This is a genomic window from Thermococcus aciditolerans (assembly GCF_008152015.1).
Lineage (GTDB): Archaea > Methanobacteriota_B > Thermococci > Thermococcales > Thermococcaceae > Thermococcus > Thermococcus celericrescens.
Map to the genome: position 1 here is coordinate 1,251,091 of NZ_CP041932.1, position 19,768 is coordinate 1,270,858.

A 19,768-nucleotide genomic window follows, 5' to 3' on the forward strand; every position below is an offset into this window, starting at 1 on the left:
CCCGGGATATGGAAAAAGTTTATTTATTTTCATCCCCTAGGGGATAGTTAGAGGTGTACGGGAATGAGGAGGACGTTAACTGCCGTAATTCTGTTCATGCTCTTTGTGCTCCCTTATGCCAGTGCCGCGAGTGTAATAGATGAGTCCCTTGGATTCATCAGGTACACCGTGACGGACACAAACGAAGTCCCCGAAAAAGCCCTGCTTTTAACTGCCCTCGTTTCCACTGTCGGGAAGGCCCAGAACAGTACAGACGCGCTCTCCGCCGTAGTGAACGTCACGAAGGAGCTTCTCGAAATCCAGAACCCGGATGGGGGCTGGGGCCACTACCGGGGCGAGGTGAGCACTCCCCAGGATACTGCAACTGTTCTGATTGCCCTTGGGGCCGTTAGGGAGCTTATAAAGGATTACCATACCGGAATCAGCGAAAACGACATTGAAGTAGCAATACGGGATGGCAGGACGTATCTTCTAACAGCGTTTAATGGAGAGGGATGGGGGTATCTGGCGGACTCTCCCACGGAGTTCTACCCGACCGCACTCTCGCTCTGGGCACTCGGGAACATTGGTTTAACGCCCGAGAAAAGCATCGCGGTCGAAGCCGGGGCCGAATACCTAGAGAGGGCCAGGGATTTGAGGCCAGACTACCTGGCCCTCAGGCTAATAGCGTTTAAAGCCATCGGCTACGGAAACGTGACTGCGGATCTGGAGAGGTGCAAAGAACTCCTGTCCTCTGACGAACTCAACGAAAGGGAGAGGGCCATGCTCACCTACGCCCTGGTTCTCTACGAGCCGCTGAGTTTCGACACAGGCCAGGCGCTGACGGTTCTCGAACTGGCCGGCAACCACAACGGGACGTATCATCTAACCAGCAGTGAGGGCCCGTTCCTCGATACGGATTCCATCACCCCCACCGCCTACGCGGTTATGGCGTTCTCAAGCGTGGCCGACAGGCTCTCAGGAAACTTCACCAATCCCAAGGGGGAGCTGTGTTCAGCGCTGACCAAAAGCCAGAACCCCGACGGGAGCTGGGGAATCTACACAGGAAACCCCGGATCGGCGAAGGCAACCTACTACGCGGTTCGGGCGCTGAAGACATGCACCCCCGTGCCGGAAAGTGTTGACCTGGCCATAGAATGGGCCAGGAAGCACCTTGGAGATGCCAGGGACGATGCGGTACTCCACGGGACCGTGACCGAAGAGTATTACTACACGGTCAAGATTCTCGCGGGGTTTGGTGATCTGAGCGACGACGAAAAGGAGGAACTCCTGAACTTCACACGCTCTCTGGAGGTCTTTCCAGGTAGATGGACCGGGTACTTCTCCATACCTCAGCCGTACGAAACGGCGATGGGTCTTGACCTGCTGCTGGAGCTCGGCGCGAAGGGGGATGACATCAACGCCTCCAAGGAGTGGCTCCTGTCGGTGACCCCGGACGGATGGGGCATAATACTCAACCACCTGCTGAGTGTTATGGTCGGAAAGAACGTCCCAACCACAGTGAGGGTTCTGGAGTCCCTCACAGGGATCACAGATATTGAGAAGCTGGGCCCGCACTCGGACTGGCTGATGGCCCAGAGACTCCACGACGGCTCCTGGGGACACTTTGGCAGAAGCGAAAACATGCTGGGAGAGGTTTCATCAGGAGTGAGTTCGATGGAGTACACCGTGCGGGCCGCGGAGGTCCTGGACGCCCTCGGATACGACGTAAAGGACGACGCCCTAAAGTGGGTCATTGACAACCTCCACAACGGGACGAAGACGACCGTGGACACCGCCCTTGCCCTCGAGTTCATTAAGGACGTCAAGTTCCTGCCGGGAGTAACTCTCTACGAGACCATAAACGCCCTCCGCGGCGGATTGTGGGAACTTCACTACGCCGGGGAATACAGGGCGGTCGCCGAGACCATCGCGCCCCAGCTCGAGGAATTCGGGTCGAGTGTGGACCTGAAGGAAGGGGTTTCCAATGTGGAGGAGGGAAACCACCTCTTCCTAGCCGCCCCCGGCGATATCAACGTCTCAAGGTACAACGGCGAGGTGACCCTCGAGGTCAGGGGTCAGCTGGTGACGGTAAACGGCAGAACATACCCCCTGGCCAGCACCATAGTCATAATACCCGGCAGGACTCAGGACGGCCACGTGCTGATGGTTCTCTTCGACGAGCAGAGCAGCGAGGCTGTGGAGCTCATATTTACCTCTGGCCTCTTCAAATACTTCCACGGAAAATACCTGGTGCTCGAGGCGAAGGACTCCAACGGAAACGGCGTCGTTGACCCCAACGAGATAAAGCTCCTGGACGCGGGGTGATAGAGAAGTGAGGGCTCTAATCATAGGGGTCGGCCAGTGCGGGACTAAAATCGCCGACCTTTTTTCCCTCGTCGATTTTGAGGCGCTCGCCCTGAACACCTCCAGGGGCGACCTGGAGTACCTCAAGCATGTCCCCCATGAGCGGAGGATACTCATAGGAGAGAGCCTAACCGGCGGCAAGGGGGTCAACGCGAACCCAATACTCGGCAGGGAGGCCATGAAGCGCGATTTGCCCCTCGTCATGCGCAAGATAGGCTCAATAATCGGCTACGAGGATGTCGACATATTCTTCCTGACCTTCGGCTTCGGCGGCGGAACGGGCGCCGGAGGAACACCCGTCCTGGCCGAGGCGCTCAAAGAGGAGTACCCAGACTCCCTGGTGGTGGCCATCGGTGCACTCCCCCTCAGGGAAGAGGGAATAAGGCCTACCATCAACGCGGCCATAACCATCGACAAGCTCTCGAAGATAGCGGACTCGATAATAGCCATAGACAACAACAAGCTCAAGGAAGGCGGCGACGACATAAGCAAAGCCTACGAGAGGATAAACTACACGATAGTCGAGAGGATAGCGTCGCTCTTAGCCCTGGTAGACGTCCCCGGCGAGCAGACTCTCGACGCGAGCGATTTAAAGTTCGTCCTCAAGGCCTTCGGAAGCTTTGCAACGGTCGGCTACGCCAAGGCTGACGCGGGCAGGATAAAAAGCCTTTCAAGACTAATCACCCGGTCCTTCGAGAGCGAGGGCCTGTACCTTGAGGCGAACATCGAATCGGCGCTGTACGGGCTGGTCGCGATTCACGGGCCGCCGGAGACTCTGAAGGCCGCCGACATATTCGAGGCGCTCAACTACCTCACCAACAAGATAAGGGGCAAGCAGATATTCCGCGGCTTCTATCCGGACCCTCGCGAGAGGGAGGTCGAGGTTGTAACCCTCCTCAGCGGCATCTACGAGAGCAGGAGCATCGAGGACATCATCATCACGGCAAAGCAGTACGCCCGGTCCTTCATGGAGGCGAAGGAGGAAGCGGAGAACCGGAAGAAAGAGCTCCTGAGCGGCCTGCCCGACTTCGATGACGTGTACGCCAAGGGAATCCCCGACGGGGAGTACCCCGACATCGAAGAGGTAAGCGAGAGGCTCAGGAGGGAGAAATATGAGTGACCCGATAAAGGACTCCGTTGAGGTGGCCCTCGACCTTGACGAGAAGGAGGTCTACTCCCACATTGCCCACGAGAGCGCCGAGGACATCATCAGGATCATCTCCTCCCTCGATGCCGAGAGGGCGAGGCTCCACGGGGAAGTCATCTACTACAAGGACGACTGGGACGACCTCATCAGGGAGAGGATAGCGAAGGGAAAGCGCCACACAGCCTTTGATTTCTACAACCCCGCACTCCTCGACATCTGGGAGGAAAAGGTCAGGGAAATCAAGGAAGCAAGGAAGAGGGAAAAGATAGCCCACGCCGTTATAGGGGCACTGATCGCCTCCACTGCGGCCGCAACGGCAATCCTGGGGCAGCCGTACTTCGTCGCGGGGCTGGCAGCACTTCCGGTTGTCCTCTTCGTCCGGGACATCACCCGCGAGAGGCTCGACCTGGTATACTACGAGCTGACGCAGTTCTTCATCGACGAACTGGCCGGACTCGTGGAAAAGCACTCCCTCCAACCGGAGAGATACAGGTTCAAAATATTCAGCGGAGATTACTTCGGCGTTGAAACCAAACGGCTCGGAACTGGCCTTTTTGCCGTTGTAAACGCCGGAAAACCGAAGAGTAACGATTAAATAGATGTTCGTGGATATACCATTTGAGGGAGAGATGTATGATCAAGAAAAGCAACACTGGGAGGGCCCAGATATCCCTCGAGTTCCTGTTCATCTTCGGGCTGCTCACAATCCTCCTGATATACTCCGTGAGGAACGTCTCCTTCAGTGAGGGCTCACCATCGGTTGAGAACCTGCGGATCCAGATTGCCCTTGAGGAGAAGAGCCTGGCGAACGCCATATCCAATACTATAAGCCAGGTGTACGCCCAGGGGCCGGGCTCAAAGGCGACGACCTACGTTAAGCTGACCTACCTGAAGAACGCCGGGTACGTTGAGAGGGCATCCAAGGTAAAGAACCCCGCCGTGTTCATAACGTACTGCAACATGTCGGGCAGACCCGGCACCTATGTGTTCATCACAAACAAAACGGCTCCCTTTGAACCCCTCACCACCGGAGACGAGAAGAACGTGTTTCATGGCGCGGCAATCTACTCAAAAAAGCTCAGCGATAACAGTTCAATCTGGGGGGTAATACCCTCCCCGCCATTCTCCCAGATATCCATTGATAATCCCAGTGGGCAGTTCTCCAAGGAGTGCGGGGCCAAAAGCGGCTCCACGTACACCCTATACGGGATAATCGTGGAGCCAGCGGATTTGCCCTCCGAATTGAAAATCGTCGTCGAGTGGAACCCCGACAGAGGCGACTCGTGGTCATACAACACAACGGCCAAGGAGCTGAGGATAAACATCAACCCGGGTGGATGAGATGAGAAAAGCACAGCTGAGCCTCGACCTTCTCTTTGCGGTGACCCTCATGACGCTGACCGTGGTCAGCCTGATAAGCCTCGCAACCCACGAGGTTGAGGGGGCAAGGGCGTTCGACGCATCCACCAGGCTGAAGGTCTTCGCAATCGACCTAAGGGACACCGTGACCAAGGTCTACGCCGCCGGCGATGGATTCGCGGTTAAGAAGACCGTCCCATTCGAGCTGAAAAGCGGGGAGTACGTAAGGGTCACACTGAACGAGACATCCAACGAACTGAAGGTCGAGGCGGAGATCAACGGGGGGAAATACACGACCGTCCAGAGGATTCCCGTGCCCCTCGTCTCAAATAGCACGGTTACCCTCACCCCCTCAAATAAAGAACTCTGGATAGTTTGCGAATACAACGAGACAGCCGGTGGGATGGATGTCAAGGTTAGCGAGAAGCCGTAAGGGCCAAACCTCTGTCGAGATGCTATTCATAGTTGGGATAATCCTCGCGGGGGTAGTTGTCATCATCCCGCTCTACACCCAGGAGAGCGGGGATTCCGTTATGCTGGCGGCGGTGAGGGACGCCGCGGCCCAGGCCGCCGTTTACATCGAGACAGGGGTGATCAGCGACAAAGGGGAGTACGCGGCGTTGAATGATGTCATAGAGAAGTACACAGAATACGGAAGCGTGGGGTTCAGGTTCGCCGGACTTGGTGTAACCTCTGAAAGCGATGAGAAAGTTACGATAACCGTAAAATTCACGCATGACCTTTCCTCGAACTCCTCAAGGGACTCCAAAATAGCCAAGAACGTCGGAGAATTCTTCAAAGAGTACCTTAAAGACGTGAGGGGATTCAGGCTCGATGGCGGCCACCTGTACTATGGGGGGAGGCTGGTGGAGTTTAACGTCACCGTTGGCGAGACGCGGGAGGTGGTATCGTGAGGCGTGGCCAGCTCTTCTCAATGGACGCGCTCATCTCGATAGTTCTTGTAATTATGATACTCGGCACGGTATCGGCAACCTCTGAAAGCCTGAGGAGCGAAATAACTTCGCTGGTTGGCTGGTACGAGAGGGCCAACATAGCGGACAACATGCTGGACGTCCTGACCAAGAGCCCGGGGGAGCCGGAGGATTGGGAGGAGAACCCTCAAAACGTCAGGGTTGTTGGCCTATTGGATAGACAAGAGGGTTACTTAAACTATGAAAAGATTAAAGTACTCTTCGATCTGGTACAATCAGGAAACTCAAATGTAATCTCCTCCCTATGCAATCTTTCTCATGACAACAACTTTAAACTCACCGCACTTTTTACAAATTCAACAGTTTTCGCCAACATCTCAGTGTATCATGTTGGGAGAGGTGGCGGTGTCTCTCTGGAAGGATTCTCAATATATGATTGTTCCAATTACTCGGAAATTGGAGGTAATACAATTGATGGATCAGTCTTGATAAACTGTACAAACACCGTGAGATTCTCAGGTCCCAATGATAACTTTCAAGTGTCTGGAAACTTTTGTACATTTGGGGATCTAAAACTTACAGGGGCAGTTAGTGCGATGATAGGGAGTTACGTTGCCCAAGATACATACCTCGCTATCAATGGCACTTTTAAGGACTCCTCTTCAAATACCCTTTCAATCTACAGCAGGGTCTACGTTACCGGCGCTTGGTGGCTTACCGCCAGTGCCAGCAGGTCAATATACAACGACGTTTACATAGGAGAGTACTGGAAGGTAAGCGGGTCTGGTCCATACACAGTTTATGGAGACGTGTATGTATTCGGGAATAGACTTGCTTCTGCCAACAGACTTATCTGGCTTGTTGGTAGTACCCAAGTTACCATTAATGGGAACCTGTATGTAAGGGTTAATGGCGTATGGTACGCAGTAGTTGGGAATCCGTCCAATGAAAACAACTGGTATCGCTGGGATGGCACCTCTTGGACTTCCGCCTCTGATGATGTGGCAATTACGGGTGATACTGCAAAAATTGATGGGATCAAAGTTATAGAGGGAACTGACAATATAGTAGTCAACGGCAGTTCATCATCACTAAAAAGCCCTCCTGGAGAGTTTCCACTGCCCCCATGTCTCCAATCGACACCGGGCCAGCCTGGGCAAATAATAATCAATGTCATGAACCTCTCGGTGGTGCTAACTTATCCAACTTCGTATTACTCCTCAGATAACGTAAGTAGCATATCCATTTTAAACTGTACACCTATTGATAATTCATTAACTGTGTCTGCGTCGATGAATTCGTCTCCATGGATTGAATTTTCTGAAAGGCGTATGCCTGTGTTAAGGCTCGTTTATTCAAAGGATTACTTTATAAGTAGTAATGAGTTGCCTAAAGAGATATACTCTGGATTGCTTGACCAATATACTAACGATGTTTTAAACATAACCCTTCCAACCAACGTTGATAAAGGCAATTTGACACTAATCTCAGCGTTTTCAGGAAAAGATTACACCGGATACTCAGTCTTGGTGATAGTTAAGAATGATGAGCACTGGGTATATGGAATAAACATGACCAGAATTTATCAAGGGCACACTACCAGTGGCGTTCCGGAAGGATGTTACATCAAACTCGAAAAAGGACAGGCCCTCGTGCCTTTTTCCTGCCTCGTCCCTCCAGCAGAACTCGACAAAAGCGTTACATTCACAGTGTGGGCATACAGCCTTGAAGGATTTCCGGAGGTTACCATAGAGGACATCGGGAATCTCGACGCCTACCTTAAGCCCGTGAGACAGATGGGAGTTATAAGGCTCTGGGTGTGGCCGAGAAGGTGAGGCTAATGCGAAGGGGATTCATCTTCACGCTCGACGCTCTGCTCGCGGTAACGCTTGTGACGATAGTAGTAGTCGGCATAATAGGGGTAACCAGCAACGCTTCAGGTATTTACACGACCCAGATTCGGGGAGAAAACAAACAAGTGGCGGAGAATCTTTTGGCGACCTTCAGAACCGTCCCGTTGAGCAATTTAGTGCCGCCCACACAGATAGAGACCTGGATACACGGAACGGACCCGGTTCTGGATCCGACCTACGTAAGTCCCCAGATGCCACCCCTCCAGATAGTCGCAACTTACTGGGCGCTGAACTCAACGGATTATCAACAGAAAGCTGAGACCATAATGAAGTACCTCCTCGACAACCTCGCCAGGGGATACAAGTACCAGCTGATAATAAACAACTACACAAGCCCTTATCTCACCTTCGACAACTCCTACGAGAACGCGAGCGACGTCGGCTCTGCGACTGTTATGGTCAGCGGATACGTCTCCAACGAGACGCCGAGAGGATACGTTGCGAAGGCGTACCTGACGAAGCTTGTAACGTCCCAGGAGAAGCTCGTTGGGATACAGAGGGTTCTGGCGGGGGGGTATTACTGTTCGGAGCCCGACATTTCTTCGTCATATTACAATGGTTATCCTCTAACTGTTTCGTTCTTCTGCATCTTATACCGGACGGTTCCGGGCGATAGAAACACCGTCCAATCCGGGGGGTTCCAGCTCAGCGGCAGCTACAGTGGAGGAAGTGTGGACGTTGATGAGGATCTGAGTGGGTGGAGTGTTTATTACAATGGATATACTGGTCGCATTACACTGACCGATGGAGCAAACACAATTAAATTGTACTTGGACAGAGTGCTCTTCCCATTTACTACAAATTACGAAGTCAAGAAGATAGTGTACGAGGATGCCAGCGGGAATCAAGCAGTTGTATACCTAAACAGTGGAGTTTACGTTGAGGTTAGTTGGAGTTGGTGGTACATCTCCTCTTCAAGAGCATATGGGGATAAAAACTCTCTTAATGTCGCTTTCAAATTCAACCTCCCTCTCGATGCCTCGGATAAAAGCGGACTCCTTAACTATGCCACCCGTATGGGTGAATCCGTGAGTTTCACTCTAAATGGAAATACAACATCCACTGACATCTCAAGTTACTTAGTTGGTGGAGACAATGTTCTTGAAGCTACATTTACAAATCCTCAAGGGTCAGAAATCGGTTTCGGTAGCGGTAGCTGGATAAGCCTGAAGTACAAAACTTCAACGCCCCAGGTAGATGACCCCGGCTTGGTTAAGTTATACAATATAACAAGTGATGGAACTGGAATATACTACCTCAACTCCCTCTTTGTTCCCGGAAACGTTACTGGCATAAGCATAAAGCTCACCGTTGAGGGCGTCCATGAAGTCAGGGTTTACTACTCCAACGGAACCGCTCTCAACCTCATCTACGAGAACACCAGCGTCTCACCTGGATTAACAACGATAACTATTGACAACAAGACTCTAATGGAAGGTCAGTCGAGCTCAAAAGGACTGCTGAACTACACGACTCTTGAAGAGCTAAGCAAGAGAAACTTCAACTTAGTAATAATGCTGGATGCTTATTATGACGCAAACTATAGTCGTCCAGTTAGGTATGCAGGTCAGGACTATCATTATGAGTGGGACAATGAAAGGGTTCTATACAGCTATCCGGACTCGTACATAAACATTACCTATGTGTCGAGGATTACAAGAACCAGATTCATGATACCCATTGAACAGACATACTCTCTAAACGGTGAAAATCCAGTTTATTGGTGGGGGTATTTTGCTGGCTATAGAACTATGTACTTTGACTACTACCTTCCCGACAAGGCTATCCCCTGGTACGTTGACGCCTGGACAGCCATACATTTCACTGGATACCCTGCCGGCATAACAACCCTCTACGAGGGTCCAAACGCCAACACAAAGGTCTTTGAGTTTCCTCTCGATTATTACCTCATCCGCCTTGCGTATACCCGTCTCAATGCTAACATGATGGTGCCCGGTGGCACCAATACATTCAAACTTGAAAGCGATTCCAATGATTATGTATTCAGAGTTGATGACAGCCGCGCCATCGTCCACTACTTCCTCAACGGCTACGCGGGGTACGGAGATATCTTCACCTATTACGCCCAGGACAATGCCTGTGGCTACAATCTAACCTACTGGTACGACATCGGGAGCGGTGCCCAGCAGGGAAGCGTTCTCATAGGCAACTGCAGGCCGAGTGAGACGCCGATGCAGATAAGCACCGACCAGCTCCAGCCCTGGAACTACGCCCTTGATGATGCAATCTATAGACTTTTCCTCCAGCTGGGTGCAAAGGAATATTCTACAGATTACCTCAAAGCAGCTCCCACCTACCTTCCGGGGGCAGAAAACAACCCAGTTAGAGTGGAGCTCAAGGGTCTCGCTGGCAAGGCAATCGGCATAAAGAGCGTTCCCGCAACAGGAGGCGCTATAACCGTGACCCTTCGCATATGGAGGTGTGGCTGATGCGCAGGGGGTATCTGCTCAACGTCACGGTGCTGCTTCTCATTATCCCCCTCCTCCTTCTCGCGGCCACGTACCAGGAGGCCTCCAGCTATATCGTTGCATCCCAGTCCCAGAGAACCTTGGTCGAGAGGCAGTACTTTGGAATAACCAACATCCAGGATGACCTCCAGAACATTGTGGAGCTGAGCTTTAAAAGGGCATATTTAACCCTGACGGAGTACGTGATCAACAACAGCTTCGTGGACAACGCGTCCCTGGAGCTCGGTAACCTGATGATCGATGGGACGTTAAACGGAATCCCCCAGAGCGGCATGAACGGAATCACGATCAGGGACTGGTTCACCAACACCGTTGCTTACCTCGGCTCCATCGGGATGGGGGTGGAGCCGTCCAACCCGGATGAATTCGTGAGGGATCACCTGGAGGTCACCGTGGGGCCGCTCGATTCTTTCCATGTCGCAGTCAGGGTGAAGATAAAAAACATCACAATCACAGACGGCTCAGGGGGCGTGAGGTACTCCGGGGATATCCCTCCTGGAGATGGGGAGTACATTTACTCCATCGTGAGCATTGTCGGTTTTGAAGACCCGTTCATAGTCAGGGAACTCAACGGACTGTACACCAGGGTTATAACCCCCTGCAAAATACCGTTTCCGGGGGAAACCTACGGGTACTACAACATATCCAGCCAGGATGATGTGGAGGAGCTCGTCCTCAACTGGTGCTACCTCGGTCTCCGGGACAACTCCTCGGCGGGTATGTATTACCCGACGGTACTCGAGAGATTTGAAGGAAAACCAATCGTTTCCCCACAGGGCATGAGACAGCACTCCTACTACCTGACTCTATCAAGGGAATTCCAGGCCGCCCTCGGGATTACCAACGAGCTCCCCGCAGGGCTTGAAACATTCATGGTTCCTGATCCGGATACGGATCAAACACTGCCGGGTGCACTCGAGAGCGTTGGAGCAAACGTTCCCGATGATTACACGAGCGTGTCGTACTACTTCCTGAAATGCAGTGTGGATGGCCTAAACGAGTACTGCAAACATTCGGTATGGGATGGTTCAGCATTCAACTACCCAGCTTTCAAGCTCGACGAGACAACCAGGACGCTCGTATTCGGAAACTGAACAGGGGGTAAATAATATGAGCCTCGAAAGCTTTCTTTATACGGTAGGCTCCACGGCCGAGTCCGCCTTTGGAAAATGCATGGATACAATAAGGGAGTTCCTTTTTCCCGCCCCGTCGGTTAAGCCCCCGGGTTTAAAAATAACCAGGGGAGTGATGGAAAAACGAAATTTCACTTTCCACGAACTCATCAGCCTCCACCTCCAGCTCTGCTTCATGACGTATCTCGCGGTCAGCTTTGTCCTCGTCTTCCTCACGACCAGACCGTGGTACATTCCCGCGCTCTCCATTCCATACTTCCTCTACCTCCGCTACTTCCTCATCCGCTACGGTAGCTTCCTCATCGAAGAAAAACCGTACAGGGTTTTCTACTACGGAATTTCCACCATCTCCTTCCTCGCCTTCCTCGGATACTCCCTGCTGAAGCTCGCCTCTCCAGAAATCTACCACTACTACGCCTACGTCGGGATAATAGCGCTGGCGGTTCTCCTCTTCCGCCATTACTTCAAGGCAACCTTTGGAAGGGATTACACCTACGGGACGGTCGAGGAAGTCAAGGGCGACCTGGTCAGGGTCTTCATCCACGACGACATAGCGGCCAACATCAAGCCGGGCTTCTACTGGCTCCCGGCGGTCGAGGAAGCGGAGCCTGGAAGAGTTGTGAAGGTTCTCGTGGAGGATAGAACCTTCAGGAGCGCCAGACCCGTAAGGATACTGGAGATCTATCTCGGTCAGTCCTCCCAGAGCTCGACTGAACCGAAGGAAGAAACCGAATGAAGCACGAGCAGATATATCGAGTGGCAGGGCTCGACGAGGTTCGTCTTGACGAATCCCTTACCCATCTTCTTTATCTCCAGGGGCTCGACACCGTGGCATTCCGGAAGGATTAGAACGGCGTCTTCTCCCTCAACAAAACGGAAGCCAAGCCCTTCGCAGGCCTTTTCTAAGAACTCCTTGAATTCCTTCCAGCTATCAATCCTGGTGCGGTAGTACACCGTGTGCCCCAAGCTATCACAATAAAGAGTAAGAACCAAAACCTTAAAAAGTTTTCTAAATTGCAATCTAAAGACGTAACCAGCAAGACTTTTCAGAGGGGATTCCACATGCTGGACGGAGCGATGATGAAAGAACCCGTTGCCGAGAAAAGATGAGGAGAGGACCGACTAGCTGAGCTCCCCGCAGAGCTCCGCAAAGTTGCGGTATATCTCGGAGCCGTGCTCGGTGTGGGCAACCTCTGGATGGAACTGCACGCCGTAGATGGGAAGGCTCTCGTGCTTCATGGCCTCGACCGGACAGGTCTCACTCCTGGCCAAGAGCCTGAAGCCATCAGGCAGCTCCTTCACCTCGTCCATGTGGCTCTCCCAGACCTTCAGCCTCCTTGGAAGCCCACGGAAGACCTCGTTCTCCTCCAGTATCTCCACCTCAACGAGGCTGTACTCTGCTTTTTCGCCCTTTCCAACCTTTCCGCCAAAGTGCTTCGCTATCAGCTGGTGACCCAGGCAGATGCCAAGAATTGGAACGTTGAACTCGTCGTAATGCTCCAAAATAGCGGAGCAGTTGCCGGTCCTCTCGATGTCCGGGCCGCCCGAGAAGATTATGCCCTTCGGTTTCATGGCCTTTATCTCCTCAAGCGGCGTCGTGTTGGGGATTATCTTTGCCTCGACGCCGAGGTACCTCAGAGTCCTCCAAATCCTGTGGACGTATTGGCCTCCGTTGTCCATGATGACTATCATGCCACCACCTCACTCAAACTCAATCGTTGCTGGAGGTTTGTTGGTGATGTCGTATAGCACCCTCCCAACCTCGGGAATCTCGCTCGTTATCCGGAAGGCTATCCTCTGGAGGACCTCGAAGGGAACGTTCATTGCGTTGGCCGTCATGCCGTCGAGGCTCTCAACCACGCGAACCGCTATCGTTTCCTTGTAGGCCCTTATGTCCCCCTGAACGCCGACGGTCTTCACTCCCAGCAGAACGGCGAAGGCCTGCCAGGGTTTCAGTCCGGCCTTCTCAATCTCCTCCTCGACTATGGCGTTCGCCTCTCTAACGATGGCGACCTTCTCCGGCGTAACCTCGCCGAGGACGCGGACGGCGAGGCCGGGCCCCGGAAAGGGCATGCGGTTGTATATCTTCTCCGGCAAACCGAGTTCCTTCGCTAATTCCCTCACTTCGTCCTTGTAGAGGTCGCGGAGGGGTTCGATGAGCTTGAGGTTGAGCCTCTCGGGCAGACCGCCAACGTTGTGGTGGCTCTTTATCTTGCCCTTGCTCTCAATCCAGTCCGGGGCTATGGTTCCTTGAATGAGAAAGTCCGCGTTGATTTCCTTCGCCACTTCCTCAAACACCTCAACGAAGACCCTGCCGATTACCTTCCTCTTCTCCTCCGGGTCGGTAATGCACCTAAGCTCGCTGAAAAAGCGCTCGCTCGCATCAACGTAGTGGAGGTTGAGGCCAAACTCATCCCTGAAGGTCTTCACCACGAATTCCGGCTCGCCTTTCCGCATGAAACCTGTGTTGACGAAAACGGCGTGAAGCCTCTCACCTATTGCCTTGTGAGCCAAGATTGCCGCTGTTGAGCTGTCGACGCCACCGCTCAGTGCTATGATAGCCCTGCCATCGCCAACCGTATTTCTAATCTCCTCAACCTTCTCCTCTATAAAGCGCTCCCACATCACTACCATCCTCCTTTTGCCCCCATTTGGGCGTCAATTTATAAACTTATCCTGCAACATATTAAACAAATTTATGTCAAAACCTCTCCAAGCCTGTCCTCCTCCAAAGCCTGCCTCAGCTCCATGGCTATCCTCCTGCCGGTGCTCACCGGTTTGTCGTAGCGGAGCCAGCTGTATGGGGAACCGTGGACGAAGGGGTTCGTTCCGGCGACTATCCTGGCGGAAACCTCGAAGACGACGAACTCAAGCTCCTCGGTGAAGACTCCCTCCAGGCAGAAGGGGCCCCAGAGACCGCCCATGAGCTCCTCGGCAGCCTTGACCGTCCTCTCCCCGGCCTCGATGACGTCCATCAGCAGGCTCTCCCTCAGAACTATCGGGATGTTGCCTATCACCGTGTAGTTGGTGCCGAGTTCGAGGTCGAGCTGCTCTTTGGCCGGAATCCTTCCTATCGCGTCAGCGTTGGACTCGTAACGCCGGTCTATGCTCATCAGCTCCAGCTCTCGGTTGAGCTTCGAGTAAAAGTAGTGAGGGTAAACCGGGACGCCGAGGACGTACTCTTGAATCTGAACCCCTCCGAGGTCATCTTTGTCCCTCACGCCGAGCCTCTCGGCCTTCCTCCAGAAGTCCTCTGGACCCTTGGCCAGGAAGTAGCCCTTTCCACCCTTCGCCCCGTGGGGCTTGACTATGACCGGTCCATCTATGTCGTCCGGATCTTCGTAAACCCTCGGAAGCCTTAAGCCGGCTTTCTCAAGCCACTTTCTCTCCAGTGAGCGGTCGCTCTCCCACTTCAGCACCTCTTTGTTGCCGTAATAGGGAACGCGCATCCTCTCAACAAGCTCGATTCCGAGGTGGGCGACGAACGAGCCGGTAGGTATAACAACGGCGTCCAAGCTGAGCAGCTCTTCCTCTGGATAGCTCCCCTCGATGAAGTAGTCCGCCACAGGGAAGTACTTCGTGTAGAGCGGTTTAACTCGACTTTTTCCAAAGGCCACCGTCTCAAAGCCTTCCTGCCTTGCTCCCTTCAAAATTTGAAGGGCCGAGTGTGAAGCATAGGTCGCTACCCTCATTTCTCCTCACCCAAGAGCTTTGGCAGGGACTCATGGATTGCTCTAAGCTCTTCGGGGGGCTTTCTGAGGAGCTCCCTTCCGTGCCAGTAGAAGACCGCATCGCTTCCTCCTGCTTTCCCGATGACCCTGAAGTGCCTGAACATGGTCTTGAGCTTATCGAGATTCTCTTCCGGGAAGGTAACTATGTAGCGGGAGTGGCTCTCGCTGAAGGCGACCTCAATCGGGTTCGAGGTTTCGGTGGGAACCTTTGAGAGGTCTGCCGTGAAGCCCGTGTTTCCAGATAGGGCCATCTCAGCGAGCGCCACTGCTATTCCGCCCCTGCTCACGTCGTGAACCGCCCTAACGAGGCCATTCTTTATCGCTCCCAGAATTCCCTCGGCGTTGGCCTTCTCCTCGTCGAGGTTCACGCGCGGGGCAAAGCCGCCTTCGACGCCGAGCCTCGCGAACAGCTCCGAGCCGCCGAGTTCTGCCTTCGTTATCCCAACGACGCCTATGAGCAGCCCACCGCTCAGCCCCATCTCAGGGATTTCCTCAAGCTTAACCTTCCCGAGGCCGGCCACAACCGGAGTCGGCTTTATCGGCCTGTCAACGACCTCGTTGTAGAAGCTCACGTTCCCGCTGACGTATGCCAAACCGAAGGCCTTAGCCGCGTCCGCGAGGCCCTTAACGGTCTCGGCGAAGCTCCAGTACACCTGTGGCCTTTCCGGAGAGGCGAAGTTGAGGTTGTCCACCAGGGCGAGGGGCTCTGCCCCAATACCCACGAGGTTTCTAACGACTTCGGCAACAGCCCCCATCGCACCGTGGTAGGGGTTGAGATGGCTGTGGTTAGGGTTTCCGTCCGCTACAAACGCCAGCCCGTACTCGTCGTTGAGCTTCAACACCGCGGCGTCCCTTCCGGGCTTGAGAACCGTCCTTCCCTGAACTTCATGGTCGTACTGCTGCCATACCCAGCGTTTGCCCAATACGTTTGGACTGCTCCAGACGAGGTCGAAGGCCTTCTCGAAGGAAACCTCCGGAGTTTCAACAGGCTTTTCAGCTTTGTATGGCTCCATCTCCCACTCTATCGTCGGCACATCCGCGAGGAGCTCCACCGGAAGGTCCGCTACCTTTTCGCCCTTCCAGTATACTATAAAGCGCGGCTCCTCGATGACATCTCCAACAACCGTCCATTCGAGGCCGTACTTCTCGAAGATTCCCCCGAGGACATCGATATCGGCTTCGCTAACGGCGAAGAGCATCCTCTCCTGGCTCTCGGAAATCATGACCTCCGTTGGGGTCATCCCCGGCTCGCGGAGGGGAACCCTGTCGGCATAGACCACCGCACCGAAGCCCTTCTTGCCCGCCATCTCGGAGGCGGCGCAGGTCAATCCTCCACCGCCCAAATCCTTCAGCGCTTTCACCTTGCCCGTGTAGACTGCCTCAAGGGTCGCCTCGATGAGCAGCTTTTCAGTGAAGGGGTCGGGAATCTGAACCGCCGAGCGATCTTCCTCCTCCGCGTTCTCGCCAAGCTCTTCGCTCGCAAAGGTGACGCCGTGAATGCCATCCCTGCCGGTCCTGTTGCCGACGAGGATGAGCTTGAGACCTGGCTCGGTTACGTAGCTGTGGACGAGGTGCTCGGGCTTCATAACTCCAACGCAGGCAACGTTAACGAGTGTGTAGTTATCTAAGCTCTCATCGAACTCCGTCTCGCCCCCAACGGTCGGGACGCCTATCCTGTTGCCGTAGTCAGCTATACCCTTGACGACGTACTCGAAGAGGTACCTGTTCCGCTCCTTCTCCAGCGGGCCGAAGCGTATGGGGTCGAGGAGCGCTATCGGCCTTGCTCCCATGCAGAGTATGTCCCTCACTATTCCGCCGACGCCCGTGGCCGCTCCACCGTAGGGCTCCACAGCCGAAGGGTGGTTGTGGCTCTCAATTCCGACGACGATCCACGTTTCGTCGTCGAACTTCACTATCCCGGCGTCCTCACCGGGGCCAAGAATTACGTGCTCGTTCTCCGTTGGAAGGAGCTTCAACCAGGGTCTGCTCGACTTGTAGGAGGCATGCTCGCTCCACATAACTTCGAGCATCGCCCACTCAACTTCGTTCGGCTCCCTGCCGAGCCTTTCACGGATGAGCTTTTCCTCGTGCGGGAACATCTCCTCACCTCCTCGCCCACTCCACCATGCTCCTGAAGAGCCTCAGGCCGTCTTCACTGCCCAAAAAACGGTCGCTCGCGCGCTCTGGGTGGGGCATGGTTCCGAGAACGTTGCCCCTCTCGTTGGCTATCGCCGCTATGTTGAGAACCGAGCCGTTGGGGTTTGCTTTCTCGCTCACGTTTCCTTTCTCGTCGCTGTACTGGAAGACGGTTCTGACCTTCGAGGGGTCGTCCACGTAGTAGTTGCCCTCCGCGTGGGCTATTGGCATCCTTATGACCTCCCCGGGTTCGTATAGCGAGGTGAACGGCGTTTCGACGTCGTTAACGCGAAGGTGCACCCACCTGCAGAGGAAGCGCGGAATCCTGTTCGGTCTCAGTGCCCCGGGCAGGAGGCCGGCCTCCGTTAGAACCTGAAAGCCGTTGCATATCCCCAGAACGGGTCTGCCTTCCCTGGCGAACTCCTTCACCTCCCCCATTATATCCTGACGAGCGGCTATCGCCCCAGCGCGTAGGTAATCGGCGTAGCTGAAACCACCAGGCAAAACCACGCCGTCGAAGTTCTTGAGGCTCGTTTTGTACCAGACGCGCTCGGCCTCGGCGCCGGCCTTTCTTATCGCCCTCTCAGTCTCGAAGTCGCAGTTTGTTCCGGGGAACACGACCACAGCGAAGCGGATCATCTCAGCTCACCGGCTCGATGCTGTACTCATAATCGTGGATGAGCGGGTTGGCAAGGAGCTTTCTGCACATCTCCTCGACCTCTTGCTCAGGCTTCTCGCTCTCAAGCTCGAACTCGAAGCACTTCGGGACGCGCAGGTTCTCAACCGCGTAGCCGAGGTTCCTCAGGGCCTTTCCTATGACCCGACCTTCCGGGTCGTTGAGTCCCTCCTTGAGACGAACCGTAACCGTAACCCTCCACCTCATCGCGACCACCTTGTCAGAAAAGTGTAAAAATTCGAAGTTTTTAAGGCTTATTTTGACAGAAAAATGTAAAGTTAAAATATAAAAACAAATATTAACTCTTCTGGATATTCTGAGAAATTCTCTTTTTCACAATATATTCAATTATGATAGGATATGTATAGACTAATTCAATACACCCTGAACCAAAGAACGTACCGTGTAACTTAAGAGCTTCCCTAGCACATCCACCCATACAAATTGGCAAAAGCTTACAATTAGAACATTGTTTAAACTGGGTAGGATTTCTGGAATGTATTGTATAATACGAAGGATTTGGTTTTAAAATGCCATTGCTGTCTATAGTACCAACAGAAAACCTTTTATCCCCTACCAACTCCCAGCATTTATAAACACTTAGATCAAAATCAACAGCAATACTAAATGGTGTATCAAACATGCAAAAATGGCCCGTTCTATTAACAAGCTGAGTTAAATTCATCATGTTGACACCAACATCTTCAGCAATATCTAACAGTTGTCTAAAAACTCTCGCGACAGTCTTTCCAGTTATAAAATACTTATTTTTCTTCCCCGATACAATAGGAATACTCTTACTATTAACAAACGCAAAATATATTGTTCCTATCTCATCAAGATGTTCTTGTTTTAGTAAGGTTAACAACTCCCGAATCTCCTCAACTTCAAAATTGCCAAGAGATATATTTATCCGTATAAATGGATGAATATGCTTAAACTTTTTCGCATTTTTAAGATTATCAATTATAATATCAAAAGTTCCCTCCCGAGTATCCTTAAAAAATCTAAACTTATCATGTCTCTGTTTATACCCATCGAGAGTTACTTGGAGTCTAACTAAAGAGTTGCTTTTATGACCATACTCATCAATCAATCTCAAAGTTTCCATATCAAGAAGTGTCCCATTCGTAACAATTCCATCAAATTTCCATGGAATTTCTTTTTGAATTAAAGAATCAAATATATACATTGCTGTATCAAAATTCACCAAGGGTTCCCCTCCAGTAAGGAAAATCGATATGGGCAAAGAATAAGTATTAAACATCCTTTCAAAGAACAACACAAGACTATTGGCATCAGTTTTAGTTAAGTACTTACGCTCTCTCAACCCCCTTTGCAACTGGTAACAATAAGGACACGCTAGATTACAATCACGTGTTAGAGTAAGTGTCGCTTTAAAAACCTTAGGATGAAACCTGCTGAGGTTATACTCAAATTCAATCCTTTTAAGCTCATCCAGAGAATTAGGAACAAGAATACCATTATTAATAAGTACTTCTTTAATATCTTGAGGCAATTTATCAACTGACTTAGATTTAAACACTTCTACAAATTCATTATCAACTTTTAGGATAGCACCACTATATGTATTAACAACAAACATAGAACCATCTATTTTATACAGCAAGTTAAACTTTGAAAATTTATAACTCTCCATATACCCCCCTCCGCGATGTTATTTAACATTATAATGAAAATCAAAGAGATTAAAGAGGCAACTCATTTGGAAACAAGCATCTGGAAACGGCAGTGACACGGACTTCCCCCACCACCATCCTGTGGACATATCGGGAATACGAAATTGGGGGTACAAGGTGTTCCGGGACCGTCCCAAATATTGCAATCTCCCGGATAGGGGTTTATACCCTCTGCGTGTTCTCCAAATCCCATTCGTATCACTTCT

General features: G+C 52.5%; 18 protein-coding genes. 10 read left to right on the forward strand and 8 right to left on the reverse strand.

Annotated elements, in window-relative coordinates:
* Positions 1-63 precede the first annotated feature (63 nt).
* From FPV09_RS07045 to FPV09_RS07090, 10 genes are all read left to right on the forward strand, one after another.
* On the forward strand, positions 64-2,307 hold the full coding sequence (locus tag FPV09_RS07045; protein WP_148882856.1) for a prenyltransferase/squalene oxidase repeat-containing protein: 2,244 nt from the start codon (positions 64-66) through the stop codon (positions 2,305-2,307).
* A gap of 7 nt (positions 2,308-2,314) precedes the next feature.
* Positions 2,315-3,466, forward strand: coding sequence for an FtsZ/tubulin family protein (locus FPV09_RS07050; protein WP_148882857.1), 1,152 nt, complete (start codon positions 2,315-2,317; stop codon positions 3,464-3,466).
* On the forward strand, positions 3,459-4,088 hold the full coding sequence (locus FPV09_RS07055) for an ead/Ea22-like family protein (RefSeq protein ID WP_148882858.1): 630 nt from the start codon (positions 3,459-3,461) through the stop codon (positions 4,086-4,088). Before FPV09_RS07050 ends, FPV09_RS07055 begins: the two co-directional genes overlap by 8 nt.
* Before the next feature lie 38 nt (positions 4,089-4,126).
* Positions 4,127-4,834, forward strand: coding sequence for a class III signal peptide-containing protein (locus FPV09_RS07060; RefSeq protein WP_148882859.1), 708 nt, complete (start codon positions 4,127-4,129; stop codon positions 4,832-4,834).
* Between the two features lies 1 nt (position 4,835).
* Complete coding sequence (locus FPV09_RS07065; RefSeq protein ID WP_148882860.1) at positions 4,836-5,285, forward strand: hypothetical protein; 450 nt, start codon at positions 4,836-4,838, stop codon at positions 5,283-5,285.
* The gene (locus FPV09_RS07070) at positions 5,260-5,766 is read left to right on the forward strand and encodes a class III signal peptide-containing protein (RefSeq protein ID WP_148882861.1); all 507 of its coding nucleotides are present in this window, start codon (positions 5,260-5,262) and stop codon (positions 5,764-5,766) included. The genes FPV09_RS07065 and FPV09_RS07070 overlap by 26 nt, the downstream gene beginning before the upstream one ends.
* A complete protein-coding gene (locus FPV09_RS07075; protein WP_148882862.1) occupies positions 5,763-7,619 on the forward strand; it encodes a hypothetical protein in 1,857 nt (618 codons plus the stop codon). Before FPV09_RS07070 ends, FPV09_RS07075 begins: the two co-directional genes overlap by 4 nt.
* Complete coding sequence (locus FPV09_RS07080; RefSeq protein ID WP_148882863.1) at positions 7,604-10,147, forward strand: hypothetical protein; 2,544 nt, start codon at positions 7,604-7,606, stop codon at positions 10,145-10,147. Before FPV09_RS07075 ends, FPV09_RS07080 begins: the two co-directional genes overlap by 16 nt.
* Positions 10,147-11,280, forward strand: a complete 1,134-nt coding sequence (locus tag FPV09_RS07085; RefSeq protein ID WP_148882864.1) for a hypothetical protein — start codon at positions 10,147-10,149, stop codon at positions 11,278-11,280. Before FPV09_RS07080 ends, FPV09_RS07085 begins: the two co-directional genes overlap by 1 nt.
* A 79-nt stretch (positions 11,281-11,359) precedes the next feature.
* Entirely contained in the window at positions 11,360-12,055 is a 696-nt protein-coding gene (locus tag FPV09_RS07090) for a DUF2101 family protein (protein ID WP_342781736.1), read from the forward strand.
* Here the strand turns inward: FPV09_RS07090 and FPV09_RS07095 are convergent.
* The 8 genes from FPV09_RS07095 to FPV09_RS07130 all read right to left on the reverse strand — a co-directional run bounded on the left by FPV09_RS07095 (position 12,010) and on the right by FPV09_RS07130 (position 19,522).
* Positions 12,010-12,273 (reverse strand): TonB-dependent receptor, encoded by a 264-nt coding sequence (locus tag FPV09_RS07095; protein WP_246112245.1) that lies wholly within the window; start codon positions 12,271-12,273, stop codon positions 12,010-12,012. The genes FPV09_RS07090 and FPV09_RS07095 overlap by 46 nt on opposite strands.
* 168 nt (positions 12,274-12,441) lie before the next feature.
* Positions 12,442-13,011, reverse strand: a complete 570-nt coding sequence (locus FPV09_RS07100) for a GMP synthase subunit A (protein ID WP_148882867.1) — start codon at positions 13,009-13,011, stop codon at positions 12,442-12,444.
* Between the two features lie 9 nt (positions 13,012-13,020).
* A complete protein-coding gene (gene guaA, locus FPV09_RS07105; protein ID WP_210411183.1) occupies positions 13,021-13,947 on the reverse strand; it encodes a glutamine-hydrolyzing GMP synthase in 927 nt (308 codons plus the stop codon).
* A 68-nt stretch (positions 13,948-14,015) separates the two neighbouring features.
* Positions 14,016-15,011: a formate--phosphoribosylaminoimidazolecarboxamide ligase gene (locus FPV09_RS07110; protein WP_148882868.1), complete on the reverse strand. Its 996-nt coding sequence runs from the start codon at positions 15,009-15,011 to the stop codon at positions 14,016-14,018.
* On the reverse strand, positions 15,008-17,149 hold the full coding sequence (gene purL / locus FPV09_RS07115) for a phosphoribosylformylglycinamidine synthase subunit PurL (RefSeq protein ID WP_148882869.1): 2,142 nt from the start codon (positions 17,147-17,149) through the stop codon (positions 15,008-15,010). Before purL ends, FPV09_RS07110 begins: the two co-directional genes overlap by 4 nt.
* A 4-nt stretch (positions 17,150-17,153) precedes the next feature.
* On the reverse strand, positions 17,154-17,825 hold the full coding sequence (gene purQ / locus FPV09_RS07120; RefSeq protein ID WP_148882870.1) for a phosphoribosylformylglycinamidine synthase I: 672 nt from the start codon (positions 17,823-17,825) through the stop codon (positions 17,154-17,156).
* Between the two features lies 1 nt (position 17,826).
* Positions 17,827-18,069, reverse strand: a complete 243-nt coding sequence (gene purS, locus FPV09_RS07125) for a phosphoribosylformylglycinamidine synthase subunit PurS (RefSeq protein WP_148883756.1) — start codon at positions 18,067-18,069, stop codon at positions 17,827-17,829.
* A gap of 91 nt (positions 18,070-18,160) precedes the next feature.
* Positions 18,161-19,522, reverse strand: coding sequence for a radical SAM/SPASM domain-containing protein (locus FPV09_RS07130; RefSeq protein WP_148882871.1), 1,362 nt, complete (start codon positions 19,520-19,522; stop codon positions 18,161-18,163).
* Between the last annotated feature and the right edge of the window lie 246 nt (positions 19,523-19,768).